This window comes from Streptomyces rishiriensis (assembly GCF_003112535.1).
Taxonomy (GTDB): Bacteria; Actinomycetota; Actinomycetes; order Streptomycetales; family Streptomycetaceae; genus Streptomyces; species Streptomyces rishiriensis.
Genome location: NZ_BEWA01000002.1, coordinates 482,910 through 503,067 on the forward strand (window position 1 = coordinate 482,910; position 20,158 = coordinate 503,067).

General features: G+C 73.2%; 17 protein-coding genes, 1 tRNA gene and 2 pseudogenes. 14 read left to right on the forward strand and 6 right to left on the reverse strand.

Features of this window, described 5'->3' with window-relative positions:
* Positions 1-102: 102 nt before the first annotated feature.
* Positions 103-1,563: an NsdA family TPR-like regulatory protein gene (locus tag Sri02f_RS03825; RefSeq protein WP_108999620.1), complete on the forward strand. Its 1,461-nt coding sequence runs from the start codon at positions 103-105 to the stop codon at positions 1,561-1,563.
* Positions 1,564-1,697: 134 nt separating this feature from the next.
* On the opposite strand, the gene Sri02f_RS03830 is transcribed toward Sri02f_RS03825, so the two are convergent.
* On the reverse strand, positions 1,698-2,291 hold the full coding sequence (locus Sri02f_RS03830) for a histidine phosphatase family protein (protein ID WP_108999621.1): 594 nt from the start codon (positions 2,289-2,291) through the stop codon (positions 1,698-1,700).
* A gap of 221 nt (positions 2,292-2,512) precedes the next feature.
* Between Sri02f_RS03830 and Sri02f_RS03835 the strand changes: the two genes are divergently transcribed.
* The 7 genes and pseudogenes from Sri02f_RS03835 to Sri02f_RS03865 all read left to right on the forward strand — a co-directional run bounded on the left by Sri02f_RS03835 (position 2,513) and on the right by Sri02f_RS03865 (position 8,940).
* Positions 2,513-3,466, forward strand: a complete 954-nt coding sequence (locus tag Sri02f_RS03835; protein ID WP_108999622.1) for a phosphatase PAP2 family protein — start codon at positions 2,513-2,515, stop codon at positions 3,464-3,466.
* Positions 3,432-4,604: a hypothetical protein gene (locus Sri02f_RS03840; RefSeq protein ID WP_245970424.1), complete on the forward strand. Its 1,173-nt coding sequence runs from the start codon at positions 3,432-3,434 to the stop codon at positions 4,602-4,604. The genes Sri02f_RS03835 and Sri02f_RS03840 overlap by 35 nt, the downstream gene beginning before the upstream one ends.
* The gene (locus Sri02f_RS03845) at positions 4,595-6,229 is read left to right on the forward strand and encodes an amino acid adenylation domain-containing protein (protein ID WP_108999802.1); all 1,635 of its coding nucleotides are present in this window, start codon (positions 4,595-4,597) and stop codon (positions 6,227-6,229) included. Before Sri02f_RS03840 ends, Sri02f_RS03845 begins: the two co-directional genes overlap by 10 nt.
* A complete protein-coding gene (locus tag Sri02f_RS03850) occupies positions 6,226-7,566 on the forward strand; it encodes an AAA domain-containing protein (RefSeq protein ID WP_108999623.1) in 1,341 nt (446 codons plus the stop codon). Before Sri02f_RS03845 ends, Sri02f_RS03850 begins: the two co-directional genes overlap by 4 nt.
* A 152-nt stretch (positions 7,567-7,718) precedes the next feature.
* Positions 7,719-8,087 (forward strand): DUF8844 domain-containing protein, encoded by a 369-nt coding sequence (locus Sri02f_RS03855; protein ID WP_069769646.1) that lies wholly within the window; start codon positions 7,719-7,721, stop codon positions 8,085-8,087.
* 180 nt (positions 8,088-8,267) lie between these two features.
* Positions 8,268-8,876, forward strand: a pseudogene (locus tag Sri02f_RS03860) (bifunctional DNA primase/polymerase); the annotation flags it as partial.
* Positions 8,867-8,940, forward strand: a tRNA-Lys gene (locus Sri02f_RS03865). The pseudogene Sri02f_RS03860 and the gene Sri02f_RS03865, both read left to right, overlap by 10 nt.
* A 77-nt stretch (positions 8,941-9,017) precedes the next feature.
* Here the strand turns inward: Sri02f_RS03865 and Sri02f_RS03870 are convergent.
* Positions 9,018-10,298 carry a M6 family metalloprotease domain-containing protein gene (locus Sri02f_RS03870; protein WP_167467484.1) on the reverse strand — a complete coding sequence of 427 codons (1,281 nt, stop codon included), beginning with the start codon at positions 10,296-10,298 and terminating at the stop codon, positions 9,018-9,020.
* A gap of 324 nt (positions 10,299-10,622) precedes the next feature.
* On the opposite strand from Sri02f_RS03870, the gene Sri02f_RS03875 reads away from it, so the two are divergent.
* A complete protein-coding gene (locus tag Sri02f_RS03875; RefSeq protein WP_108999626.1) occupies positions 10,623-12,506 on the forward strand; it encodes a putative bifunctional diguanylate cyclase/phosphodiesterase in 1,884 nt (627 codons plus the stop codon).
* On the opposite strand, the gene Sri02f_RS03880 is transcribed toward Sri02f_RS03875, so the two are convergent.
* The 3 genes and pseudogenes from Sri02f_RS03880 to Sri02f_RS42530 form a co-directional block, all read right to left on the reverse strand.
* Positions 12,485-13,558 carry an LLM class flavin-dependent oxidoreductase gene (locus Sri02f_RS03880; protein ID WP_108999803.1) on the reverse strand — a complete coding sequence of 358 codons (1,074 nt, stop codon included), beginning with the start codon at positions 13,556-13,558 and terminating at the stop codon, positions 12,485-12,487. The two genes, Sri02f_RS03875 and Sri02f_RS03880, sit on opposite strands and share 22 nt — an antisense overlap.
* Positions 13,559-13,822: 264 nt before the next feature.
* Positions 13,823-14,554 (reverse strand): maleate cis-trans isomerase family protein, encoded by a 732-nt coding sequence (locus Sri02f_RS03885; RefSeq protein WP_108999627.1) that lies wholly within the window; start codon positions 14,552-14,554, stop codon positions 13,823-13,825.
* Positions 14,551-14,759, reverse strand: a pseudogene (locus tag Sri02f_RS42530) (maleate cis-trans isomerase family protein); the annotation flags it as partial. The pseudogene Sri02f_RS42530 and the gene Sri02f_RS03885, both read right to left, overlap by 4 nt.
* Positions 14,760-14,963: 204 nt before the next feature.
* On the opposite strand from Sri02f_RS42530, the gene Sri02f_RS03895 reads away from it, so the two are divergent.
* Entirely contained in the window at positions 14,964-15,926 is a 963-nt protein-coding gene (locus Sri02f_RS03895; protein WP_108999628.1) for a D-2-hydroxyacid dehydrogenase, read from the forward strand.
* A gap of 53 nt (positions 15,927-15,979) precedes the next feature.
* Here the strand turns inward: Sri02f_RS03895 and Sri02f_RS03900 are convergent, their stop codons facing one another.
* A complete protein-coding gene (locus Sri02f_RS03900) occupies positions 15,980-16,480 on the reverse strand; it encodes a cupin domain-containing protein (protein WP_108999629.1) in 501 nt (166 codons plus the stop codon).
* A gap of 498 nt (positions 16,481-16,978) precedes the next feature.
* On the opposite strand from Sri02f_RS03900, the gene ehuB reads away from it, so the two are divergent.
* Genes ehuB through ehuA form a run of 4 tightly spaced genes read left to right on the forward strand, consistent with a single transcriptional unit; the run spans position 16,979 to position 20,103 of the window.
* Complete coding sequence (gene ehuB, locus Sri02f_RS03905) at positions 16,979-17,905, forward strand: ectoine/hydroxyectoine ABC transporter substrate-binding protein EhuB (RefSeq protein ID WP_167467477.1); 927 nt, start codon at positions 16,979-16,981, stop codon at positions 17,903-17,905.
* Positions 17,905-18,645: an ectoine/hydroxyectoine ABC transporter permease subunit EhuC gene (gene ehuC / locus Sri02f_RS03910; protein WP_108999804.1), complete on the forward strand. Its 741-nt coding sequence runs from the start codon at positions 17,905-17,907 to the stop codon at positions 18,643-18,645. The genes ehuB and ehuC overlap by 1 nt, the downstream gene beginning before the upstream one ends.
* Complete coding sequence (ehuD, locus tag Sri02f_RS03915) at positions 18,642-19,289, forward strand: ectoine/hydroxyectoine ABC transporter permease subunit EhuD (RefSeq protein ID WP_108999630.1); 648 nt, start codon at positions 18,642-18,644, stop codon at positions 19,287-19,289. The genes ehuC and ehuD overlap by 4 nt, the downstream gene beginning before the upstream one ends.
* Positions 19,279-20,103: an ectoine/hydroxyectoine ABC transporter ATP-binding protein EhuA gene (gene ehuA / locus Sri02f_RS03920; RefSeq protein ID WP_373865062.1), complete on the forward strand. Its 825-nt coding sequence runs from the start codon at positions 19,279-19,281 to the stop codon at positions 20,101-20,103. The genes ehuD and ehuA overlap by 11 nt, the downstream gene beginning before the upstream one ends.
* Positions 20,104-20,158: the final 55 nt, after the last annotated feature.

The window sequence follows — 20,158 nt, forward strand, 5'->3', positions numbered from 1 at the left end:
GATCACAGCAGGTACGTTCTTGCCGCCGGGAACAAGGGTGCCACACGGACACCTCACCCCTGCTCCGGCATGGTTCGACGGTTCGCACGAGAGGACCCGGCCATGGCGTCGTCAACGGTGACCCCACCTCGGCCCGACCGGCCACCACGGCCCAACCTCGCCTTCCGACAGCTGCGCGGACACCGCTCACCGGCCGAGTTCGCCGCCCTCGTGCGGCGGGCCGCGCGCGAGATCGGCGAGCGGGTCAGCTGCGACGCGCGCTACATCGGGCGGGTCGAGGCCGGTGAGATCCGCTGCCCCAACTACGCGTACGAGCGGGTGTTCCTGCACATGTTCCCCGGCCGCACGCTCACCGACCTGGGCTTCGCACCTCGCTCGACCGTTCGCGGCCGGGGGGCGCGCACCGCCGAGGAAGCGCCGTGCGCGCACTTCCCGCGGCCGGCGCGCACCACGAGTGACGAGCAGGACACGGGTGAGACGGGTGGAGCGCACGAGCCGTATGACACGCAGAACCCGTACGACACGCACCACGACCACGAGGAGAGCGACGTGCTGCGTCGCGCATTCATGACCGGCGGAGGCGCCACCATGGCCGTCGCCACCCTGGGCCCCTTCGGATTCGCCCATGCCGCGTCCGCGGCCGCCCGCCCCGGGCGCCGCGCGGGGACGAGCGAGGCGGGCGCCCTGGAAGAAGCGGTCCGCAGGATCCGGCTGCTGGACGACCGGCACGGGGCCGACGGCCTCTACCGGCGCGCGGCCGCTCCGCTGCGCGCCGCCTACGCGCTGCTGGACGCCGGGACCACCCGGCAGACGACCTCCGACCGGCTCCACTCCGGCGCCGGGGAGCTCGCCATCTCCGTGGGCTGGCTCGCGCACGACTCGGGCCGCTTCGACGACGCCCGCTCGCATTACGCCGAGGCCCTGGCGACCGCGAGGATGGCCGGGGACCCGGCGCTGGAGGCGCACGCCTTCTGCAACACCGCGTTCCTCGCGCGCGACGCCGGCCGCCCCCGCGAGGCCGTGCGGGCGGCCCAGGCCGCACAGCGCGTCGCCCGCCCGCTGGGCTCGCCCCGCCTGATGTCGCTGCTCGCGCTGCGCGAGGCGGGCGGTTGGGCCGGGCTCGCCGACCGGGGCGGCTGCGAACAGGCCCTGGTGCGCGCGCAGGCCCTCTACGACCGGGGTCCGTGCGACCACGACCCCGAGTGGATGAGCTTCTACGGCGAGGCCGAGCTGGAGGGGCTCACGGCGCAGTGCTGGTCCACCCTGGGCGAGTGGCCGCGCGCGGCACGGCACGCCGGGCGGGCGGCAGAGCTGCAGGACCCGCACTTCACCCGCAACATCGCCCTGTACACGGCCGAGTTCGCGGACGACCTCGCGCGCGGGGGGCGGCCCGACGAGGCCGCGGTCGCCGGGATGCGGGTCCTGGACCTGCTCGACCAGGTCCAGTCGTCCCGGATCCAGACGATGCTGGCGGGAACGGCCAGGGTGCTGCTGCCGCACCGGCGCGCCGGCGGCGTCTCGACGTTCCTGGAGCGGCACGCCTCGACACCGCGCATGTCCTGAGGGACCCCCCCGGCGGCGTCGGGCGGCGTCGGGCGGCGGGTCGGGGACGCCGCGGACGACGACGCCGGCCGGGACGCCCCGACTCGGGCTCGCCCCCCCCACTCGGCTCGCCCGGCCCTGTTCGGACCGGCCCGCTAGCCGAGGTGGCCGAGGTCGTTCCAGCTCTCGATCGCCGGTTCGCCGTACGCCCAGCCCAGCACCGACAGCGACGTCGGGTTGAGGCGGATGCGCGCCGCGAAGTCCAGCGGCAGACCCAGCCAGCGTGCCCCGATGGAGCGGAGGATGTGACCGTGGGCGAAGACCAGGACGTCCCGGTCGGCCGAGCGGGCCCAGGCGACGACCTCGTCCGCGCGGGCCGCCACCTCGGCGAGGGTCTCGCCCTCGGGGACGCCGTCGCGCCAGATGAGCCAGCCGGGCCGGACGGCCTGGATCTCGGCGGGAGTCATGCCCTCGTAGGCGCCGTAGTGCCACTCCATGAGCGTGTCCCAGGTCGTGGCGCGTTCACCGAAACCGGCGAGCTCGCACGTCTCCCGCGCGCGGACCAGCGGGCTGGTGCGTATCTCCACGTCCGCGAGGCCCTCGTGGGGCGCCCGGTGCAGCCGCTCGCCCAGCAGTTTCGCGCCCCTGCGCCCCTCTTCCAGGAGGGGGACATCGGTCCTGCCGGTGTGCTTGCCGGACAGCGACCACTCGGTCTGTCCGTGCCGGGCCAGCAGGATGCGCGGTGCCATGGGGGACCTTTCCGGGAGAACCCCGGGACGAACCAGGGGGGAGATCAGGGGCCGATCCCCTCCATCATCGCTCACCCTGAACAGGGGCAACCCGGTGGGCGATCCCGGCGTCTTTGAGATCCGGGGCACTCATCGCCGGATCATGCACACGCCGTAAAGTGGCCTGTCCCGCGCCACCGGCGCCGCAGCGACGACACAGACGAGAAGGGGGAGGCGATCGGATGCCGCAGACCGAGACACCAGGCACCGAGGCGGCCCCGCGGACGCGGCTGCGCTGGTGGACCGAGCTGCCCCTGCTCGTGCTGGTGTACGCCTGCTACTCGGGGGGCCGGCTGCTCGCCCGGGGCGACGTGAGCACCGCGGTCGACCACGGCCTGGCGATCCTGCGCGTCGAGAAGTTCCTGCACATCAACGCCGAGCACCCGCTGAACAAGCTGTTCAGGACCGAGGCGTGGATCGGCGTGCCGGCCGACTTCTGGTACGCGTCGCTGCACTACCTGGTCACGCCCGCGATACTGATCTGGCTGTTCCGGTCCCGGGCGCTGCACTACCGGGCGGCCCGCACCTGGCTGATGACGTCCACCTTCATGGGCCTCGTCGGCTTCACGCTGATACCCACCTGCCCGCCCCGGCTGCTGTCGGCGAGCCACGGCTTCGTGGACACCATGGCCCAGTACAGCTCGTACGGCTGGTGGGGCGGCGAGGCGAGCGCGCCGCGCGGCATGGGCGGGATGACCAACCAGTACGCCGCCATGCCGAGCCTGCACGTGGGCTGGGCCCTGTGGTGCGGCGTGATGCTGTGGCGGCACGGCGGCACGCGCACGGCGAAGACGGCGGGCGTCGTCTACCCGCTGGTGACGACGCTCGTGGTGATGGGCACCGCCAACCACTACTTCCTCGACGCGGTCGCGGGCGCGGCCGTGATGGGCGTCGGTCTGCTGCTGACCCCGCTGGTGCTGCGCGGCGCGGACCGCGCCCGGGTGTGGTTCACGGCCCGGGTCCCGCTGGTCCCGGCGGCCTCCACCGACACACCGGCCCCGATTGTCAGTGGCGGATGCCAGACTTCCACGGGTGAGCGAATTCCACGGCAGCGCGAGTCACGGCACCGGCCCGGAGCCGACCCGGACGCTTCTCCCTCGGATGCGGGGGACGGCGCTCCGGCAGCGGCTCGCTGAGCTGCGCGGTCCCGATGTACCGGCCAAGGCGCTGGACGCCCGGGCCCTCGCGGCGCTCGCCGCGAACCCGGGCTGCAAGCGGCGCGCGATCCTCGACGGCGCGGGGGTCGACAAGGCGGCGCTGGCCGGCGCGCTGGGCTCGCCCTCGGCCTTCGGGCAGTCGCAGTTCGCCCTGACCCGCGGCAACGCCTTCGAGGCAAAGGTGAAGGCCGACGGCGGCGCCGAACTGCTCCGGCTGGTGCACGAACGGCTGGACCCGGCGGCGCGGCCGCCCGTCGACGCGGCCGTGCCCGAGCTGTCCGCGATCGGCCCCGAGGGCCGCACCGCGCGCACGGCGCTGGCGCTGCGCGAGGCCACCGCGGCGGCCGGCGGCTGGACGCTCCTGGACCACCCCATGCTCGCGCTCGACGTCGCGGGCTCCGCCGCCTTCCTGGAGCCGGACGCCGTGGTGGTGCACCCGGACGGCAGCTGGACGGTCGTGGAGATCAAGTCCTTCCCGATGCTGGACGGCTCGGCGGACCCGGCCAAGGTCGGCGCAGCCGCCCGGCAGGCCGCCGTCTACGTGCTGGCCCTGGAGGAGGTCGCCGCCCGCCTCGACCCGGCCCCGCGCGTGCGCCACCGAGTGCTGCTCGTCTGCCCCAAGGACTTCTCCAACCTGCCCACCGCCTCCGCCGTGGACGTGCGCAAGCAGCGCGCGGTCACCAGCCGCCAACTGGCCCGTCTCACCCGGATCCAGGACATCGCCGACGCCCTGCCCGAGGGCGCCTGCTTCTCCCCCGAGCTGCCCGCCGAGCAGCTCACGGCGGCCGTCGAGTCGGTCGCGGCGTCGTACGCGCCCGAATGCCTGGCCGCCTGCGAGCTGGCGTTCCACTGCCGTGACCGCTCCCGCGCGGCGGGCGCGGTCACGTCCCTGGGCCGGTCCGTGCGGGCCGAACTGGGCGCGCTGACGACTGTCGAGGACGTCCTGGCGGCGGCGCGTGGCGAGACGGGCGACCCTCGGGACCCGGCGGTGGCCGCACTGCGCAGAGCGGCCGGGCTGCGGGCCGAGGCGCTGGAGGCGGCCGCCGGCGCCGAGCCGCCGGCCGGGCTGTGGAGCGTGCCGACGCCGGCCGCCGGGGCGGTGCCCGCGTGTCGCTGATCGCCACCCTCGCCCGGCTGGAGGCCGTCGCCACCGGCCGCGCTCAGCCCACCGCCACCGTCCGCCACCGGCGTCTGTCGCAGCGGCCGCTCGTCTTCGTGCCGCTGACCACGGCCGGTGAGGCCGGCGCTCCGCTGGGCGCGCTGGTCGGCACCGACCGGGACGCGCCGCGCCTGCTCGTCGTACCGCAGCCGCGCGACCGGGATCTGCGGTTCGCGTTCCTCGCCGAACTCGCCGACGTCGTGCTGCCCTACATCGACTCCTACGCCGACGCCGTGGAGGCCGCGGAGCGCAACGAGACCGACCCGGAGACCGGCAAGCGGGTCAAGGTCGAGGTCGAACTGTGCGCCGACGCGCCCCAGCTGATCGTCCCCAGCCGCGCGGGCGTCGACTACGTGCGTCTCCTCGGCCGCTCCATGCGGTTCCGACGGACGGCGGAGCAGGATCCGCAGACGCCGTATCCCGCGCCCCCGCGCGTGCCGCTGCTCGGGCGGTGGCTGACCCACTTCGGGGAGCGGTCCCGGGTGCCCGGCTCCGCCCTGCTGCAGGCCGTGACGGAACTGCTCGGCCGGCACTGGGCCACGGGCCAGTCCAGCCTGGAGGACCAGCACCTGGGGGCGCTGCTCGCCTGGATCGACCCCCCGGCGGGCGAGACGGGCGCACAGGCGGCGCTGCGGGCGGAGCTCGCGCGGGACGCGGACGGTCAGCTGCTGTGCCCGCCGGCCGGTCCGGCGACCGACCCGGCGTTCGACAACAAGCTGCTCGCGCCGGCCATCGAGCGCTACGACCGCGCGCGCACCGCCCTGGCCGCCGCCCAGGACGGACTGCAGGCCGACGACCTGCTGGGCGCGCTCACCGCCGCCGAGGGGGAGATCCGCGCGCTGGTGAGCAGCCGGATGCTGCCCACCTGGGACGCGGTGTGGCGCGGCCTCGATCTGCTGCGGTCGCTGCCGGAGGGCGCGCACGTCGAGGAGCGGTGGACGCGCGACCGCTGGTCGTTCACCGGCCACCGTGACCGGGTCGTCGCCGGGGAGCCTCCGCAGCCGCGCCGGGACGACGCGGTCACCGCGGCGAACAAGCTCGCCACGCGCGAGCGCGAACAGGCCCGCCTGGAGGCCCAGGAGGCGCTCGACGACCCGCTGGTGATGGCGGCACGGCGGCTCGCCGGAGAGGCGTTCGCGGGCGAGGTCGTCGACGTCGTCATGGCGTACGGCGAGGGAAAGAGGCCGAGCCCGCGCCCACTGGTCACCGTCCGCACGGAGGACCTGCCGCATCTCGCGGAGCGGGCGAAGGTGTACCGGTCGCTCGGCGGGAAGCCGCAGGCGGCGGAGTTCGTGCGCTGGGCCGCCGAGGGCGACGCGGGCCGCGCGGACGGCGGGCACGGCGCGGGCGGTGCGGGGCTGCTGGTGCTGCGGATCGTCGACAAGATGGGCCGCGGCAAGGAACCGGAGGCGGGATCCGTGCCGGAGAAGGGCGACCGGCTCTGCTTCACGCTCTTCGAGCACGAACAGCGCGGCGGAGCGAAACTCCCCGACCCGGAGGAGACGCCGTGGACGCACGGCGGGCCGCCCGGCGAGCAGACACCCGAGGCCCCCGACTCCGTCACCCAGGAGGACCTTCTGTGAGCACCGAGGCCGCCTTCGACCCCGGTACCGCCGCGACCCGTGCCACCGACGCGATCCTGCGCGACACGCTGCACGGCACCGCGCGCGGGGTGGTCGTCGACTCCCCGCCGGGCGCCGGCAAGTCCACCCTCGTGGTCCGCGCCGCGCTCGAACTCGCCGACGCGGGGCGCTCGTTGATGGTGGTCGCCCAGACCAACGCCCAGGTGGACGACCTGGTCGAGCGGTTGGCCCGGAAGAACCCCGAACTGCCGGTGGGCCGGCTGCACAGCAGCGACGCCGACCCGTACGACAAGGCACTGGACCGGCTGGCGAACGTACGGAAGTCGGCGAAGGCGGCGGAGCTGGCCGGGCTGCCGGTGGTGATCTCCACAGCCGCCAAGTGGGCGCATGTGAAGGTCGACGAGCCCTGGCGGCACGCGATCGTGGACGAGGCGTACCAGATGCGGTCGGACGGGCTGCTCGCCGTCGCCGGGCTGTTCGAGCGGGCGCTGTTCGTGGGCGACCCGGGGCAGCTGGACCCGTTCTCGATCGTGGGCGGCGAGCAGTGGGCGGGCCTGTCCTACGATCCGTCGGCCTCGGCGGTGTCGACCCTGCTCGCCCACAACCCGCAGCTGCCGCAGCACCGCCTGCCCGTGTCCTGGCGGCTCCCGGCGTCCGCCGCGCCGCTGGTCTCCGACGCGTTCTACCCGTACACGCCGTTCCGCAGCGGGACGGACCACGGCGACCGCCTGCTCTCCTTCGCCGTCCCGTCGGACGGCTCGGGCGTCGACCGGGTGATCGACGAGGCGGCGGAGTCCGGCTGGGGGCTGCTGGAGCTGCCCGCCCGGCACACCCCGCGCACCGACCCGGAGGCGGTGCGGGCGGTCGCCACGGTCGTGCGGCGCCTCCTGGACCGGGGCGGCGCGGCCCTCGCGGACGGCTCCCCCGACCCGACCCCGCTGACCGCCGGCCGGGTCGCCGTCGGCACGGCGCACCGCGACCAGGCGGCCGCGGTGCGGGCGGCGCTGACCGAGCTGGGCGTGGCGGACGTGACCGTGGACACGGCGAACCGGCTGCAGGGCATGGAGTTCGACGTCACGGTGATCCTGCACCCGCTCTCCGGCCGTCCCGACGCCACCGCCTTCCACCTGGAGACCGGCCGCCTGTGCGTCCTGGCCTCCCGCCACCGGCACGCGTGCGTGGTGGTGTGCCGGGCGGGGGTGGGCGACCTGCTGGACGAGTACCCCTCGACGGAGCCGGTCCAGCTCGGGACGCTGGTGAAGTTCCCCGACGGCTGGGAGGCCAACCACGCCGTCCTGGCCCACCTCGCGGAACACCGCGTCCCGTGGAGACCGTGAGTCCCGCGGAGCCGGGAACATCGGGGGGCGTTCGGTGCTTGAGAGTCCGGGGCCGAATGGCTCCTGCGTCACCGGGGGACAATGGAAGGTGGTCCACTCCACCGGTGCTGTCCACCTGTGGCGTCATCCGAACCGTACGAGGAGGCCGAGACATGGCGGAGCCCACGCCGCGTCGGAACGAACCGCGGCTACGCCCCGCGCCCCTGCTCTTCGAGCCCGCCGAGGCGACCGGTGATCCGGAGCACTTCTTCGACCTGGAGTCGATAGACGATCCGGGGGCGCTGCTGGCGCGGGCGACCGAGCTGACGCTCGCGTTCCGTGCTGCGGCCGACCGGGCGGTGGAGTTCCAGGCCATGGCGGCCGCGCAACTCGCCGATCCGCGCCGCTTCGACCGGCTGACCGCGGCGGACATCGCCGAGCGGGCGGAGTGGACCGAGGACTACGCGAAGAAGATGGTCGAGTTCGGCCGCGATCTGCTGCGGGGCGACTCCGAGGGCCGGGGCCACGCCGACCCGGTGTGAGCCGCCGGCCGTCGGGCCGCGTCGAGCCACCGACCGTCGAGCCACCGCGTCGAGGCACCGGCCGCCGAGGCGCCGGGTCGCCGGGCCGCATCCCTCTTCCGGCATATGCCGGGCGGGCAAGATACTCCTCCCCCGCACCCGGCGTCCCGATTTCCGGCAACCCTGTGAAATCACCCGTTCACTCCGGGTAGACCTGGGGGAATGAGCAGTGCATACGACGAACCCCTCGGCGTCACCTCGGACGGCGCGGCCTGGCTGTCGTCCGCCGGAACGTATCCGCGCAGCACGCTCGCCCTCTGGGAGGAGCGGCCGCAGGCCCCGGTGGTCCTGCCGTGCGGCTCGGTGTTCGACGTCGTCAGCGCGCCCTCGATGTTCGGGCGGCTGATGCTCGACCGGCTGTGGGGCGAGGGGCCGGGCTCCGGTCCGGTGGCCGCGTTCCGCGGACGCACGCTGCTGTTCGCCGCGCCGGGCACCGCCCAGCGGCTGCCCTCGCTGCTGGAGTGGGAGGAGTGGGGCGTCGGCGGCCGCCGGGAGGGCCGCACCGCGACCGTGCCGCCGCTGCTGTGCCACGGCACCGGGGACGCGGTGACCGTGCCCGCGCTCACCCCCTCCGGCGCCGGGTGCGCCACGCGCTGGATGGTGGCCCCGGACACCCGTCATCCCTGGCTGCCGGGCCCCGAGATCCTGCTGTGGGCGGCGGTGCGGGCGGCCCGCTCGGCCGTGCGCATATCGATTTCTCCTCCCCCCGACCAGGATGCTAAGGTCTACGACGTCAGCAGGCGCCGCTAGCTCAGTTGGTTAGAGCAGCTGACTCTTAATCAGCGGGTCCGGGGTTCGAGTCCCTGGCGGCGCACAGACGGCAAAGGCCCCTCGCGGAAGCGAGGGGCCTTTCGCATGTCCGGCGATCGCATGTCCGGCGCGGGCGCCCTTTCAGAGATTCACGCCCGGCGTGATCTTCACCGTCCACTCCCCCGAGGCCGTGCGCCCCTCCACGTCCACGCGGACGCCGCTCCCGGGGACGGTGAAACTCTCGCCGAGGCCCACCGGGGCGTCCGCGAGGGGCGGGTAGACGGAGTTCTCCCAGCAGGCCTCGGTGTGCGGGTGGGCGTCGAGCACCTCCACGGGACCGCGGCCGGAGCGGGCGCCGCTGCTGACGCGGTAGACGAGGACGCCGGTGCGGCAGGCCGCGCGGTCGTTGCCCACCGGGGCGCGCACCTCGAAGGCGAGCGCGCTGTCGGGGCCGGTGCGCACCACGGCGAGCTTGACGCCGCCGCCGAGCCCGAAGACCGGCGGGCCGGAGGCGCCGACGACCGGCACTCCGGGGCCGGCGGCCAGCGGTTCCAGGGTCAGCCGGGTGGGGCCCGGGCCCCGCACGCACACCACCTGACGGTCGTCCAGCCAGCCCAGCTTCCACTTGTGCCAGGCGAACAGGTCCGGTGCGAGACCGAACTGGCTGCCCATCAGGTCCCAGTCGCCGACATAGGTGTCCCAGTCGCCCTTGCCGTCGGCGGGACGGTGATAGAGGTCGGGCAGGTCGAAGACATGGCCGGTCTCGTGGGCGAGGACCAGCCGGTCCGGGGGGTGCTTCTCGAAGACGGTGACCACGCGCGGGATGTCCGTGCCGTCGGCGTGCAGCGGGGTCTGCAGGTTGACGACCTTCGTCGCGTCGGAGTCGACGCCGGGCGCGTCGGGGTCGGCCACGAAGTAGACGAGGTCGTAGCGGGAGAAGTCGACGTGCGGGTCGGCCGCGGCGAGCGCGTCGTGCAGATAGGCGGCCCGGCCGGCGGCGCTCCAGTCGCGCTGTATGGCGTAAGCGGTGGACGGCTTCGGCATGCGGATCCACCGCTTGAGCGGGTGTGCGCGCAGGGTGAACCTGCCGTAGGACGCCTGCCGGAAGAAGCGGCTGGTGGCCGGGAAGTGGTCGGCGGCCAGTTCGGCGGGGGACGCCATGGGCGTCCAGTCCGGGAAGGACAGGAAGACCATGACGGCGTCGAGGGCGCGGGTCGGGCGGGGGTAGGCGGTGTTCCAGGTGTCCAGGCCCTCCGAGTGGTGCGCGTCGGTGCGGGCCAGCGCGCAGGGCGCGGCGGAGTACGGCCCGGCGACCGAGGGGCCGCCGATCAGGGAGGTCGCGGCGAGCGCCGACAGGGTGGTGAACACAGCCGCCGTGCTGCGCAGTCGGGGGTAGGGGAACAGTCGCACGGGTCGCGGCAGACGCGGCACAGAGACCTCCGGGGGCGGTTCACGGGACACCGCCACCCAGCCTGTGTGAATTTGTCGTATTACGCCCTGTTTGTCTGCCCCAGACGAGTGAGGCGGCGGGAATCGGGCATCACCTCGACACCCCCGGAATTCTCACGGAACGTCACAAGCGGTCGTCCACACTCAGAACGGGGCCAGGTGCGGGCAGAAACGATCTGTCAGAAGGGTGGGTTGTTCCGGGACACTGGGCAGTGGCTGCGCGGGTCCGGGGGCAGCCTCTATGATCGGCAGACTTTCCTGCACGGACAGCGATCGAGTGCACTGCGGGAGCGAGCGGTGAGCGGAACGTCCGAAGGGCCGACGCCCGCGGCAGACCTCGACCGGTCAGCCGTCACAGAGAGTGACATCGACAGCACGGAAAGCGGAACGGCAGACCACCAGCCGCCGGCCTACCGTTCCGTCTTCGGCGCGGCGCCCCTCGCCATGGCCGTCGTCGACAGCGAGGGTCGCATCGTCGACGCCAACGACGCGCTCGTCGCGCTGCTCGGCGGCGGCAGCAGCGCCGGGCTGGTCGGGCGGGTCGCCTCCGACCTGCTGGACCTGGCCTCCGACGCCCGGACCTGGCACGCCTACCGGGAGGTGCTGCGCGGCCGACGGGCGAAACTGCGCTGCACCCGGCGGCTGAAGCAGCCCGACGGCCGCTCGCTGTGGACGCAGGTCACGGTCTCCCCGCTCGACGCGGACGAGCCCGGCGTCCTGCTGTCCGTCACCGACGTCAGCGCCCACCGTGACCTGCAGGCCAGACTGCGCCACCTGCAGATGCACGACCCGGTGACCCGGCTGCCCAACCGCACCCTGTTCTTCGAGCGGGTGTCGGCCGCGCTGGAGCCGGAGGCGTACGAGCAGAGCGGGACCGGCCGGATCGGCCTGTGCTACCTGGACCTGGACGGTTTCAAGGCCGTCAACGACACCCTCGGTCACCGCGTCGGCGACCGGCTGCTGACCGCCGTCGCCCAGCGGCTGACGGAGTGCGCCGCCGCGGCCGGGCAGACCCGGCCGAGCGTGCCGCTGGTGGCTCGGCTGGGCGGCGACGAGTTCGCCCTGCTCGTCGAGGACTCCACCGGCACCGATCAGCTCGCCGACCTGGCCGAGTGCGTGCTCAAGGCGCTCCAGGCGCCCTTCGATCTGGCCGGACACCGGCTGCACGTCTCCGCCTCGATCGGGGTCGTGGAGCGGCACGCGGCCGGCACCACCGCGACCGGACTGATGCAGGCCGCCGACACGACCCTGTACTGGGCGAAGGTGGACGGCAAGGACCGCTGGACGCTCTTCGACCCCGAGCGCAACGCGCATCTGATGACCCGGCAGGCCCTGGCCTCCACCCTGCGGCCCGCCATCGAGCGCGGCGAGTTCCGCCTCGACTACCAGCCGCTGGTCGGCATGTCGGACGGCCGGCTGCGCGGGGTGGAGGCGCTGGTGCGCTGGGACCACCCCCGGTTCGGGCTGCTGTCGCCGAATCGGTTCGTCGCGCTGGCGGAGGAGGACGGCTCGATCGTCCCGCTCGGGCGATGGGTTCTGGCCACCGCCTGCCGGCAGGCCCGGCAGTGGCAGCTGGACAACCCCGACGAGCCGCCGCTGTTCGTCAGCGTCAACGTGGCGGTCCGCCAGGTGTGGGACTCCGACCTGGTGGCGGACGTGGCGAAGATCCTCGCCGAGACCGGGCTCGCCCCGCATCTGCTCCAGCTGGAGCTGACCGAGTCGGCGGTGATGGGCTCGGCGGGACGGCCGTTGCAGGCGTTGCAGGCGCTCAGCGAGATGGGCGTGGGGATCGCCATCGACGACTTCGGCACCGGCTACTCCAATCTCGCCTATCTGAGCCGGCTGCCGGTGTCCGTGCTGAAACTGGACGGGTCCTTCGTGCGCGGCTTCCAGTACGAGAGCGACAAGGAGGGCGCCGCCCCGCCGAACCCGGCCGACCAGGTCGTCGTCGAGGCGATGATCGACCTGGCGCACCGGCTGGGGCTCACCGTCACCGCCGAGTGCGTGGAGACGTCCGCGCAGGCCACCCGGCTGCGGAGCATCGGCTGCGACACCGGGCAGGGGTGGCTGTACTCCCGCCCGGTGTCACCGGAGCGCATCTCCGAACTGCTGGGCGCGGAAACCGGAACGGAGTCCGCGGAGGGCTCCGGCACGCAGTCCTACGCGGTCGGCAACCCGTAGGCGTCGGCGACCAGTTCGTAGGAGCGCAGGCGCAGCTCGCCGCGGTGGGCGTGGCTGGTGAGCATCAACTCGTCGGCGCCGGTGCGCTTGTGGAGGTCGTCGAGGCCGGTGCGGACCTCGCCGGCGGTGCCGTGGATGATGTTCGCCGTCCAGGAGTCGACGAACTCGCGCTCCAGCGGGCCGAGTTCATAGCCTTCCGCCTCCTCGGGGGAGGGGAACAGGCCGGGGCGGCCGGTGCGCAGCCGGACCATGTTGACGCCGGTGGCCAGGACCTGGCGGCGGGCCTCGCGCTCGTCGTCGGCGGCGAGCACGGAGACGCCGATCAGCGCGTAGGGCTCGGCGAGCACCGCGGACGGCCGGAAGGACTCCCGGTACAGGTCGAGGGCGGGGACGGTGTTCTGCGCGGAGAAGTGGTGCGCGAAGGCGAAGGGCAGACCGAGCAGTCCGGCCAGCCGGGCGCTGAAGCCGGAGGAGCCGAGCAGCCAGACCGGCGGCCGGTGCGGCGACTGCACCCCGCCCGGGGAGGAGCCCTGGACCGGGCCGGGGATGGCGTGGATCCGGCGGTAGCGGTGACCGTCGGGGAAGTCGTCGTCCAGGAAGCGGGTGAGCTCGGCGAGCTGCTCGGGGAAGTCGTCGGCCCCCTCGTTCAGGGTGGCGGACCGGCGCAGGGCGGCGGCCGTCGCGCCGTCGGTGCCCGGAGCGCGGCCGAGTCCCAGGTCGATACGGTGCGGGGCCAGCGCCTCCAGGGTGCCGAACTGCTCGGCGATGACGAGGGGCGCGTGATTGGGCAGCATGACACCGCCGGAGCCGAGCCGGATGCGCTCGGTGTGCGCGGCGAGGTGCGCGAGGATCACGGCGGGCGAGGAGGACGCGACGCCCGGCATGGAGTGGTGCTCGGCCACCCAGTAGCGGTGGAAGCCGCGCGACTCGGTGAACTTCGCGAGGTCGACGCTGGTGCGCAGGGCGTCGGTGGCGGTCCGGCCGGAGCCGACGGTGACCAGGTCCAGCACGGACAGGGGGGCCGGGGCACTCCCCCGCGCCACGCCCCGGATCTCGTCCGCCGCAGCGACACCGGTCGCCGCCGTCGCCGCGCCCGTCCCCTCGCTCGCCGCCGTCGCGACGCCCGTCCCCGCGGCGCCCGTCTTCTCCGACGCCGCCCTCTCGGCCGCCGTCGCCCGGGGCGCCGTCGCGTCGGCCACCCTCGCGTCCGCCGCCGTCTCGTCCGCCGCCACGGGGGTCCTCCTGTCGTCGACCGTGTGTCCGTCCTCGTCGCACTAACAGGAGGCTGTCCCCGCTTATTCCCGGCCGGCCGGGAATCAGACCTGCACGATCGGTTCCCGGACGAACAGCGCGCCGAGCCCCGGCGCGTGCACCCGGCGGTCCGTCAGGCGCAGCGCTTCCCAGACCGTGACCTGGTTGGCGGTCAGGACCGGCTTGCCGAGCTCCTTCTCCAGCGCCGGCAGCCAGGCGGCCGTGTGCAGGCCGGTGCCGGGCAGCAGGACCGCCTGCGCGTCGGGCGTGTCGGCCGCCTGCGCCAGAGCGAGCACCTCCGCCTCGCCCCAGCAGCCGGCCTCGGCCGCGGTGACGACCCCGGCGCAGCGGACACCGCTCACCTCCAGTCCGCCCGCCCGGAGGAAGTCGGCGAACAGCGCGGCCACGTCGTCCGGGTAGGCCGCGGCGACGGCGACCCGGGCGGCCCCGATCTCACGGGCCGCGTGCACGAAGGCGAAGGAGGTGGAGGAGGCCGGCATCCCCGCGGCGACGGCCAGGGCGCGCACCTGCTCCTGCGCGCCGTCCCAGCCCTGCACGAAGCCGCCGCTCGTGCAGGCCCACACGACCGCCTCGACACCCGCGAGCCGCAGCTGCTCGACGCCCTTCGCGAGCCGCTCGGGCGCGCCCGAGCGCTGTAGCGCGTCGACCCGGTGCGCGCCTTCCACGACGTCCGTGTGGACGAGGTCCACCCGGATGTCGCTGCCCAGGAGCTGCTCGATGCGGGGGTAGTCGTCCTCGGCCGAGTGGCCCGGGTAGAGGAAACCGAGTGCGGTCATGTCCAGCCTTCCTGCTGCTGCTCTTCTTCCGGCGGTACCGGGGCTTCCCGCGGTACGGAGAGTTCCCACAGCGCACGGGTGTCCAGCGGTTCGGTGGGCCACACGCGCGCCGGGGCTTCCAGCAACGCCTGTACGGTCCCATCGCCCGGGTACCCAGTCGGCGCAACGCCGCCCATACGGTCACCTGGTTGGCCGAGATGACCGGTTATGCGTGATTGCGCCCCCGGGCGGGGGCGATCCGGTCCGGAACCGGGGAGCGGCAAGGCGGATCCGGGCCCCGGCGGAGGAGAGGAGGAGCCGCAGGGCAACGAGACGGTGGGGCCGCCGTGTTGACGGCCGTGGGTTCGGGTGCGAACGTGGTCGATCCGCGCACGTCAGGCACGTGGGTCACGGACGAAGGGGGCACCCGGTGAGCGTCGCCCCCGTGGCTCTTCCCACACTTCTCGTCCTCGACGCCGATCCTCTCCCGCGGCTGGGGAAGCTCACCGGCCGGGCCCGGGTGCTGCACACCGACGAGGCCTCGCTCGCGGAACGGCTCCCGGCCGCGGACGTGCTGCTGGTCTGGGACTTCACCTCGCACGCGGTGCGCGCCGCCTGGCCGGGCGAGGGGCCCCGGCCGCGCTGGGTGCACACCGCGAGCGCGGGCGTGGACCATGTGATGTGCCCGGAACTCGTCGCGTCGGACACGGTGGTGACCAACGCGCGCGGCATCTTCGACGAGCCGATCGCCGAGTACGTCGCCGCGCTGGTCCTGGCGATGGCCAAGGACCTGCCGCGCACCTGGGAGCTCCAGCAGCGCGGCCGATGGCTGCACCGGGAGAGCCGGCGGGTCGCCGGGGGCCGGGCCGTGGTCGTCGGTTCCGGGCCGATCGGCCGGGCGATCGCCCGCACGCTGAAGGCGCTCGGGATGACCGCCGCCGTCGTCGGCCGGGTCCCGCGCACCGGCATCCACGGCCCCCAGGACCTGGACCGGCTCCTCGCCCGCGCCGACTGGGTGATCGCCGCCGCTCCGCTCACCGAGCAGACGCGCGGCATGTTCGACACCCGGCGGTTCGGCGTGATGCAGCCCTCCGCCCGGTTCGTGAACGTCGGCCGCGGACAGCTGGTCGTCGAGGACGCGCTGGTGCGGGCGCTGGAACGGCGCTGGATCGCGGGCGCCGCCCTGGACGTCGTCACCGAGGAGCCCCTGGCCCCCGACAGCCCGCTGTGGCACGTCCCGGGGCTGTTGATCTCGCCCCACATGAGCGGCGACACCGTCGGGTCGTCCGACGAACTCGGCGCGCAGTTCGTGGAGTTGTTCGAACGGTGGGCGGCGGGCCGGCCCCTGAAGAACGTGGTCGACAAGCAGCGCGGCTACGTCCCCGGACACTGACGGCCCCGCCCGCCCCGCCCCGCCCCGCCTCGGCCCGGCGTGTGGGGGGCGGCTCAGGCGTTGTCCGGGGCCGTCCGTCGCAGCTCCTCCTGCCAGAGCGGGCTCGCGAAGTAGTGGTTGTCGTAGAGCTCGGAGCTCGCCCGGATCTCCTCCACGTCCGCCTCACCGCGGTACACCCGCTCCAGCAACCGGTAGTAGTCGAAACGGTGCAGGCCGGGGGTGAACAGGACGAGCAGTTCGGCGGTGCTGTCGGGAGCCGGCGCGAACGCGTGCGGGACGGTCGGCGGAACGGTCAGGAAGTCGCCCGTGCCCAGGGTGCGCACCTCGTCGCCGACCAGGAAGCGCATCGTGCCGTCGAGGACGAAGAAGACCTCGGTCGTCTTGGTGTGGAAGTGGGCGGGTGCTCCGGGCGACCCCTTGGCGAAGGTCGCCTTGTTGGCGGTGAGGGCCCCGTCGGTGGCGCCCGCGTCGGCGAGCAGGGTGATCAGGCTGAGGGCGCCGTCCTGCAGGGTCTCGGCCTGGTCGGCGCGGACGAGGAGGGGGCTGCTGCTCATGGGGACTCCCGGAAGGTCGGTCGATGGTCCGCGGACGAGGCCGCAGGACCGGCACACCCATGAATCTAGGCGATCGAAAGACCTGAGAAAGGGTGCAATAGAGAGCCCTTCTCGTGGGTCAATTCCCTCGCCGGACGGAAGCCGCGCCGCATACCGCACACCGCACACCGCACGCAGAGCATCTGCGGGACAGTCGGATTCCTCCTTCGATGACCCCGATGCCGCGAAGGGAGAGGAACGGCCGTAGATCCCGTTACGGCACCGTTCGGCCTGTCGGTCGTCCCGGCGCGCGGAAGGAAGTCCCGGACGGTCGCGCGGGCAGCCGACGCGGGATCGCCGAGCCCCTTTGCCATGGCGATGATCCGCTCTTGACCAGCGGGACTTCGTCGCACCGGCCGGAGGACCGTGCCGCGCCCACCCCGCGGCCAGGGGTCCCGGCGGCGATCCGGGCCGGAAGTGACCGGCATGACTCGCATGAAGTCGGGTAGCCGCGCGCCCATGGCTCGACCACATGCACACCGATCAGAAGCCGTCGACAGATCCCCCAGAGGGCTGAGCCGCCGTTCGCTCTTTGCAGGAGCGGTGTCGCTGGGCATCGCGGGAAGCCTCGGGGCGGCCGGCTGCAGCCGCGTCCCGGATGACGGAAAGGTGCTGGGAGGCAGCCTCCTGGACACCCTGCGCGATCAGGGCTCCGTGAAGATCGGCATCGCGAGCGAGCCACCCTTCGGATACGTCGGCGACGACGGACAGGCCACCGGAGAGGCGCCCGCGATCGCGAAGGTGATCCTCAAGAGGCTCGGCATCGACGACGTCAGGCCGGTGCCGGTGGACTTCGGCGCCCTGATACCCGGGCTGAAGGCGCGGCAGTTCGACATGGTGTCCGCGGGGATGTACATCAATCCGGTCCGGTGCGAGCAGGTGCTGTTCGCCGACCCCGACTATCTGATGCTGGACGCCTTCATCGTGAAGAAGGGCAACCCGCACGGCATCAGGACGTACGACGACGTCAAGAAGAAGGGGCTCAGACTCGCCACCGGCAAGGCCACCGCCCAGACCGACTACGCCAAGGCGGCGGGCATCGGCGACGTGCTGGTCCTGCCGGACCAGGTGGCCGGGCTGGACGCGGTGGCCCAGGGCCGGGTGGACGCCTTCGCGGCCACCCGCATCACCGTCAAGTCGGCGGTGGCGGGGTCCGCACGCGTGTCGGCCACCGAGCCGTTCCAGCCCGTGGTCGACGGCAAGCCCGCCTACGGCGCGGGCGGCTTCGCCTTCCGGCAGTCCGAGCGGAACTTCCGTGACGCCTTCAACGCGGAACTGCTGAAGCTCAAGCAGGACGACTACCGCGAACTCCTCCGGATCGTCGGCCCGTTCGGCTTCACCAGGGACGACATGACAGGCCTCACGGCGAAGGAGCTGTGCGGCTGATGATGAGTTCGGAGTTCTTCACCATCTGGTTCCTGCCGGGCGTCTGGATCACCGTCCAGGTGACCCTCTACGCGGCCGTCCTCGGCGCGGCCGTCTCGTTCGGGATCGGTCTCGCCCGCGACTCACGGCTCTGGATCGTCCGCTTCGCGGCCGGCGCCTACTTCGAGGTCTTCCGCGGCATGTCGGCGCTGGTGCTGATGTTCTGGATGTTCTTCGCGCTGCCCCTGTTCGGCTGGCAGCTGGAGCCGATGTGGGCCGGGGTCAGCGCGCTGGGCCTGACCTACGGGGCCTATGGCTCCGAGATCGTCCGCGGCTCGCTGGCCGCCGTCCCCACGGCGCAGAAGGAGGCGGGCGTCGCGCTCGACTTCACCCGGTGGCAGCGGCTGCGCCTGATCGAACTGCCCCAGGCCTGGCCCGACATGGTGCCGCCGTTCAACAACCTGCTGATCGAGCTGCTGAAGGGCACCGCCCTGGTCTCGGTCATCACGGTGGCCGACATGACGTTCGCCGGCAACCTGCTCCGGCTGGGCACCAACCAGACCACCCCGATCTACACGCTGCTGCTGGCCCTGTACTTCGTCCTCGCCTTCGTCATCACCCGGGGCATGCGGATGCTGGAGCGCAGGGCGAAGGCCGGGATCGGGGAACGGCCGGAGAAGTCCGGCGGCATCGGCGCGAAGACCGGCGCACGCGGCGACGGCCCGCGCGCCGGTTCGCGGTCCGCGGGAGGTGTGCGATGAACTGGGACTGGAACGTCGTGAACGACTTCATGCCGCGGTTCTGGGACGGTGTGCTCGTCACTGTGCAGGCGCTGGCCGTCGGCAGCCTGATCGCCTTCGCGCTCGGCCTGGTCTGGGCGCTGGCGCAGCGGTCCGCGCGCGTCTGGGTGCGCTGGCCGGTCGTCGCCGTGACGGAGTTCGTCCGCAACACCCCGCTGCTGGTGCAGCTGTTCTTCCTGTTCTACGTGGTGCCGAACTTCGGTCCCTCGATGTCGCCGCTCGCCACCGGCATCGTCGGCCTGGGACTGCACTACTCCACGTACACCGCCGAGGTCTACCGGGCGGGCATCGACGGGGTCCCGGCCGGCCAGTGGGAGGCGGCCACGGCGCTGAGCCTGCCCCGGGGCCGCACCTGGCGGGCGGTGATCCTGCCGCAGGCGATCCGCCGCGTCGTCCCGCCGCTCGGCAACTACGTCATCGCCATGCTCAAGGACTCCCCGATGATCGCGACCATCGGCGCGTTCGACATGCTCGGCGAGGCCCAGACCTTCAGCAACGAGACCTTCACCACGGAGGCGCTCACCGTGGTGGGCGTGGCGTTCATCGTCATCGCCTACCCCGCCTCCCTCCTGATCCGAGTCCTGGAGCGACGCCTTGTCCGCTGACACCCACTCCGCACAGACCCTCGACACCCTCGCCAATCCGCCGGTGGACGGCAGCGAACTGATCCGCTTCGACCAGGTCACCAAGCGCTTCGGCGACAACACCGTCCTCGACCGGCTCGACTTCTCCGTCGACTCCGGCAAGCACGTCACGCTGATCGGTCCGTCCGGCTCCGGCAAGACGACGATCCTGCGGCTGCTGATGACCCTGGCCACGCCCGACGAGGGCACGATCTGGGTGGGCGGCGACTGTCTGACCCACGAGGAGCGGGGCGGCAGGCTGGTGCGGGCCGGCGAGAAGCACGTGCGCGAGGTCCGCAAGAACATCGGGATGGTCTTCCAGCAGTTCAACCTCTTCCCGAACATGAAGGTGCTGCGCAACATCACCGAGGCGCCGGTCACCGTCCTCGGCCTGTCCAGGGACGAGGCCGAGGAACGCGCCCGCGGACTGCTCGAGCTGGTCGGTCTGGGCGAGCACGTCGACAAGTACCCCACCCAGTTGTCCGGGGGCCAGCAGCAGCGGGTGGCCATCGCCCGGGCGCTGGCGATGCGGCCGCAGGTCCTGCTGCTGGACGAGGTGACCTCCGCGCTGGACCCGGAGCTGGTGGCCGGCGTCCTGGACGTGCTGCGGGACATCGCCCGCACCACCGACATCACGATGCTCTGCGTGACCCACGAGATGAACTTCGCCCGGGACATCTCGGACCAGGTCCTGATGTTCGACGCGGGCCGCGTCATCGAGTCCGGCCCGCCGGAGAAGATCTTCAGCGATCCGGAGCAGGAACGAACCCGGGAGTTCCTCAGCGCCGTGCTGTGAGCCCGGAGGGGCGCGAGCCGGGACGGGGCGGGGCGGGACGGGGCGGGCCCCGGCC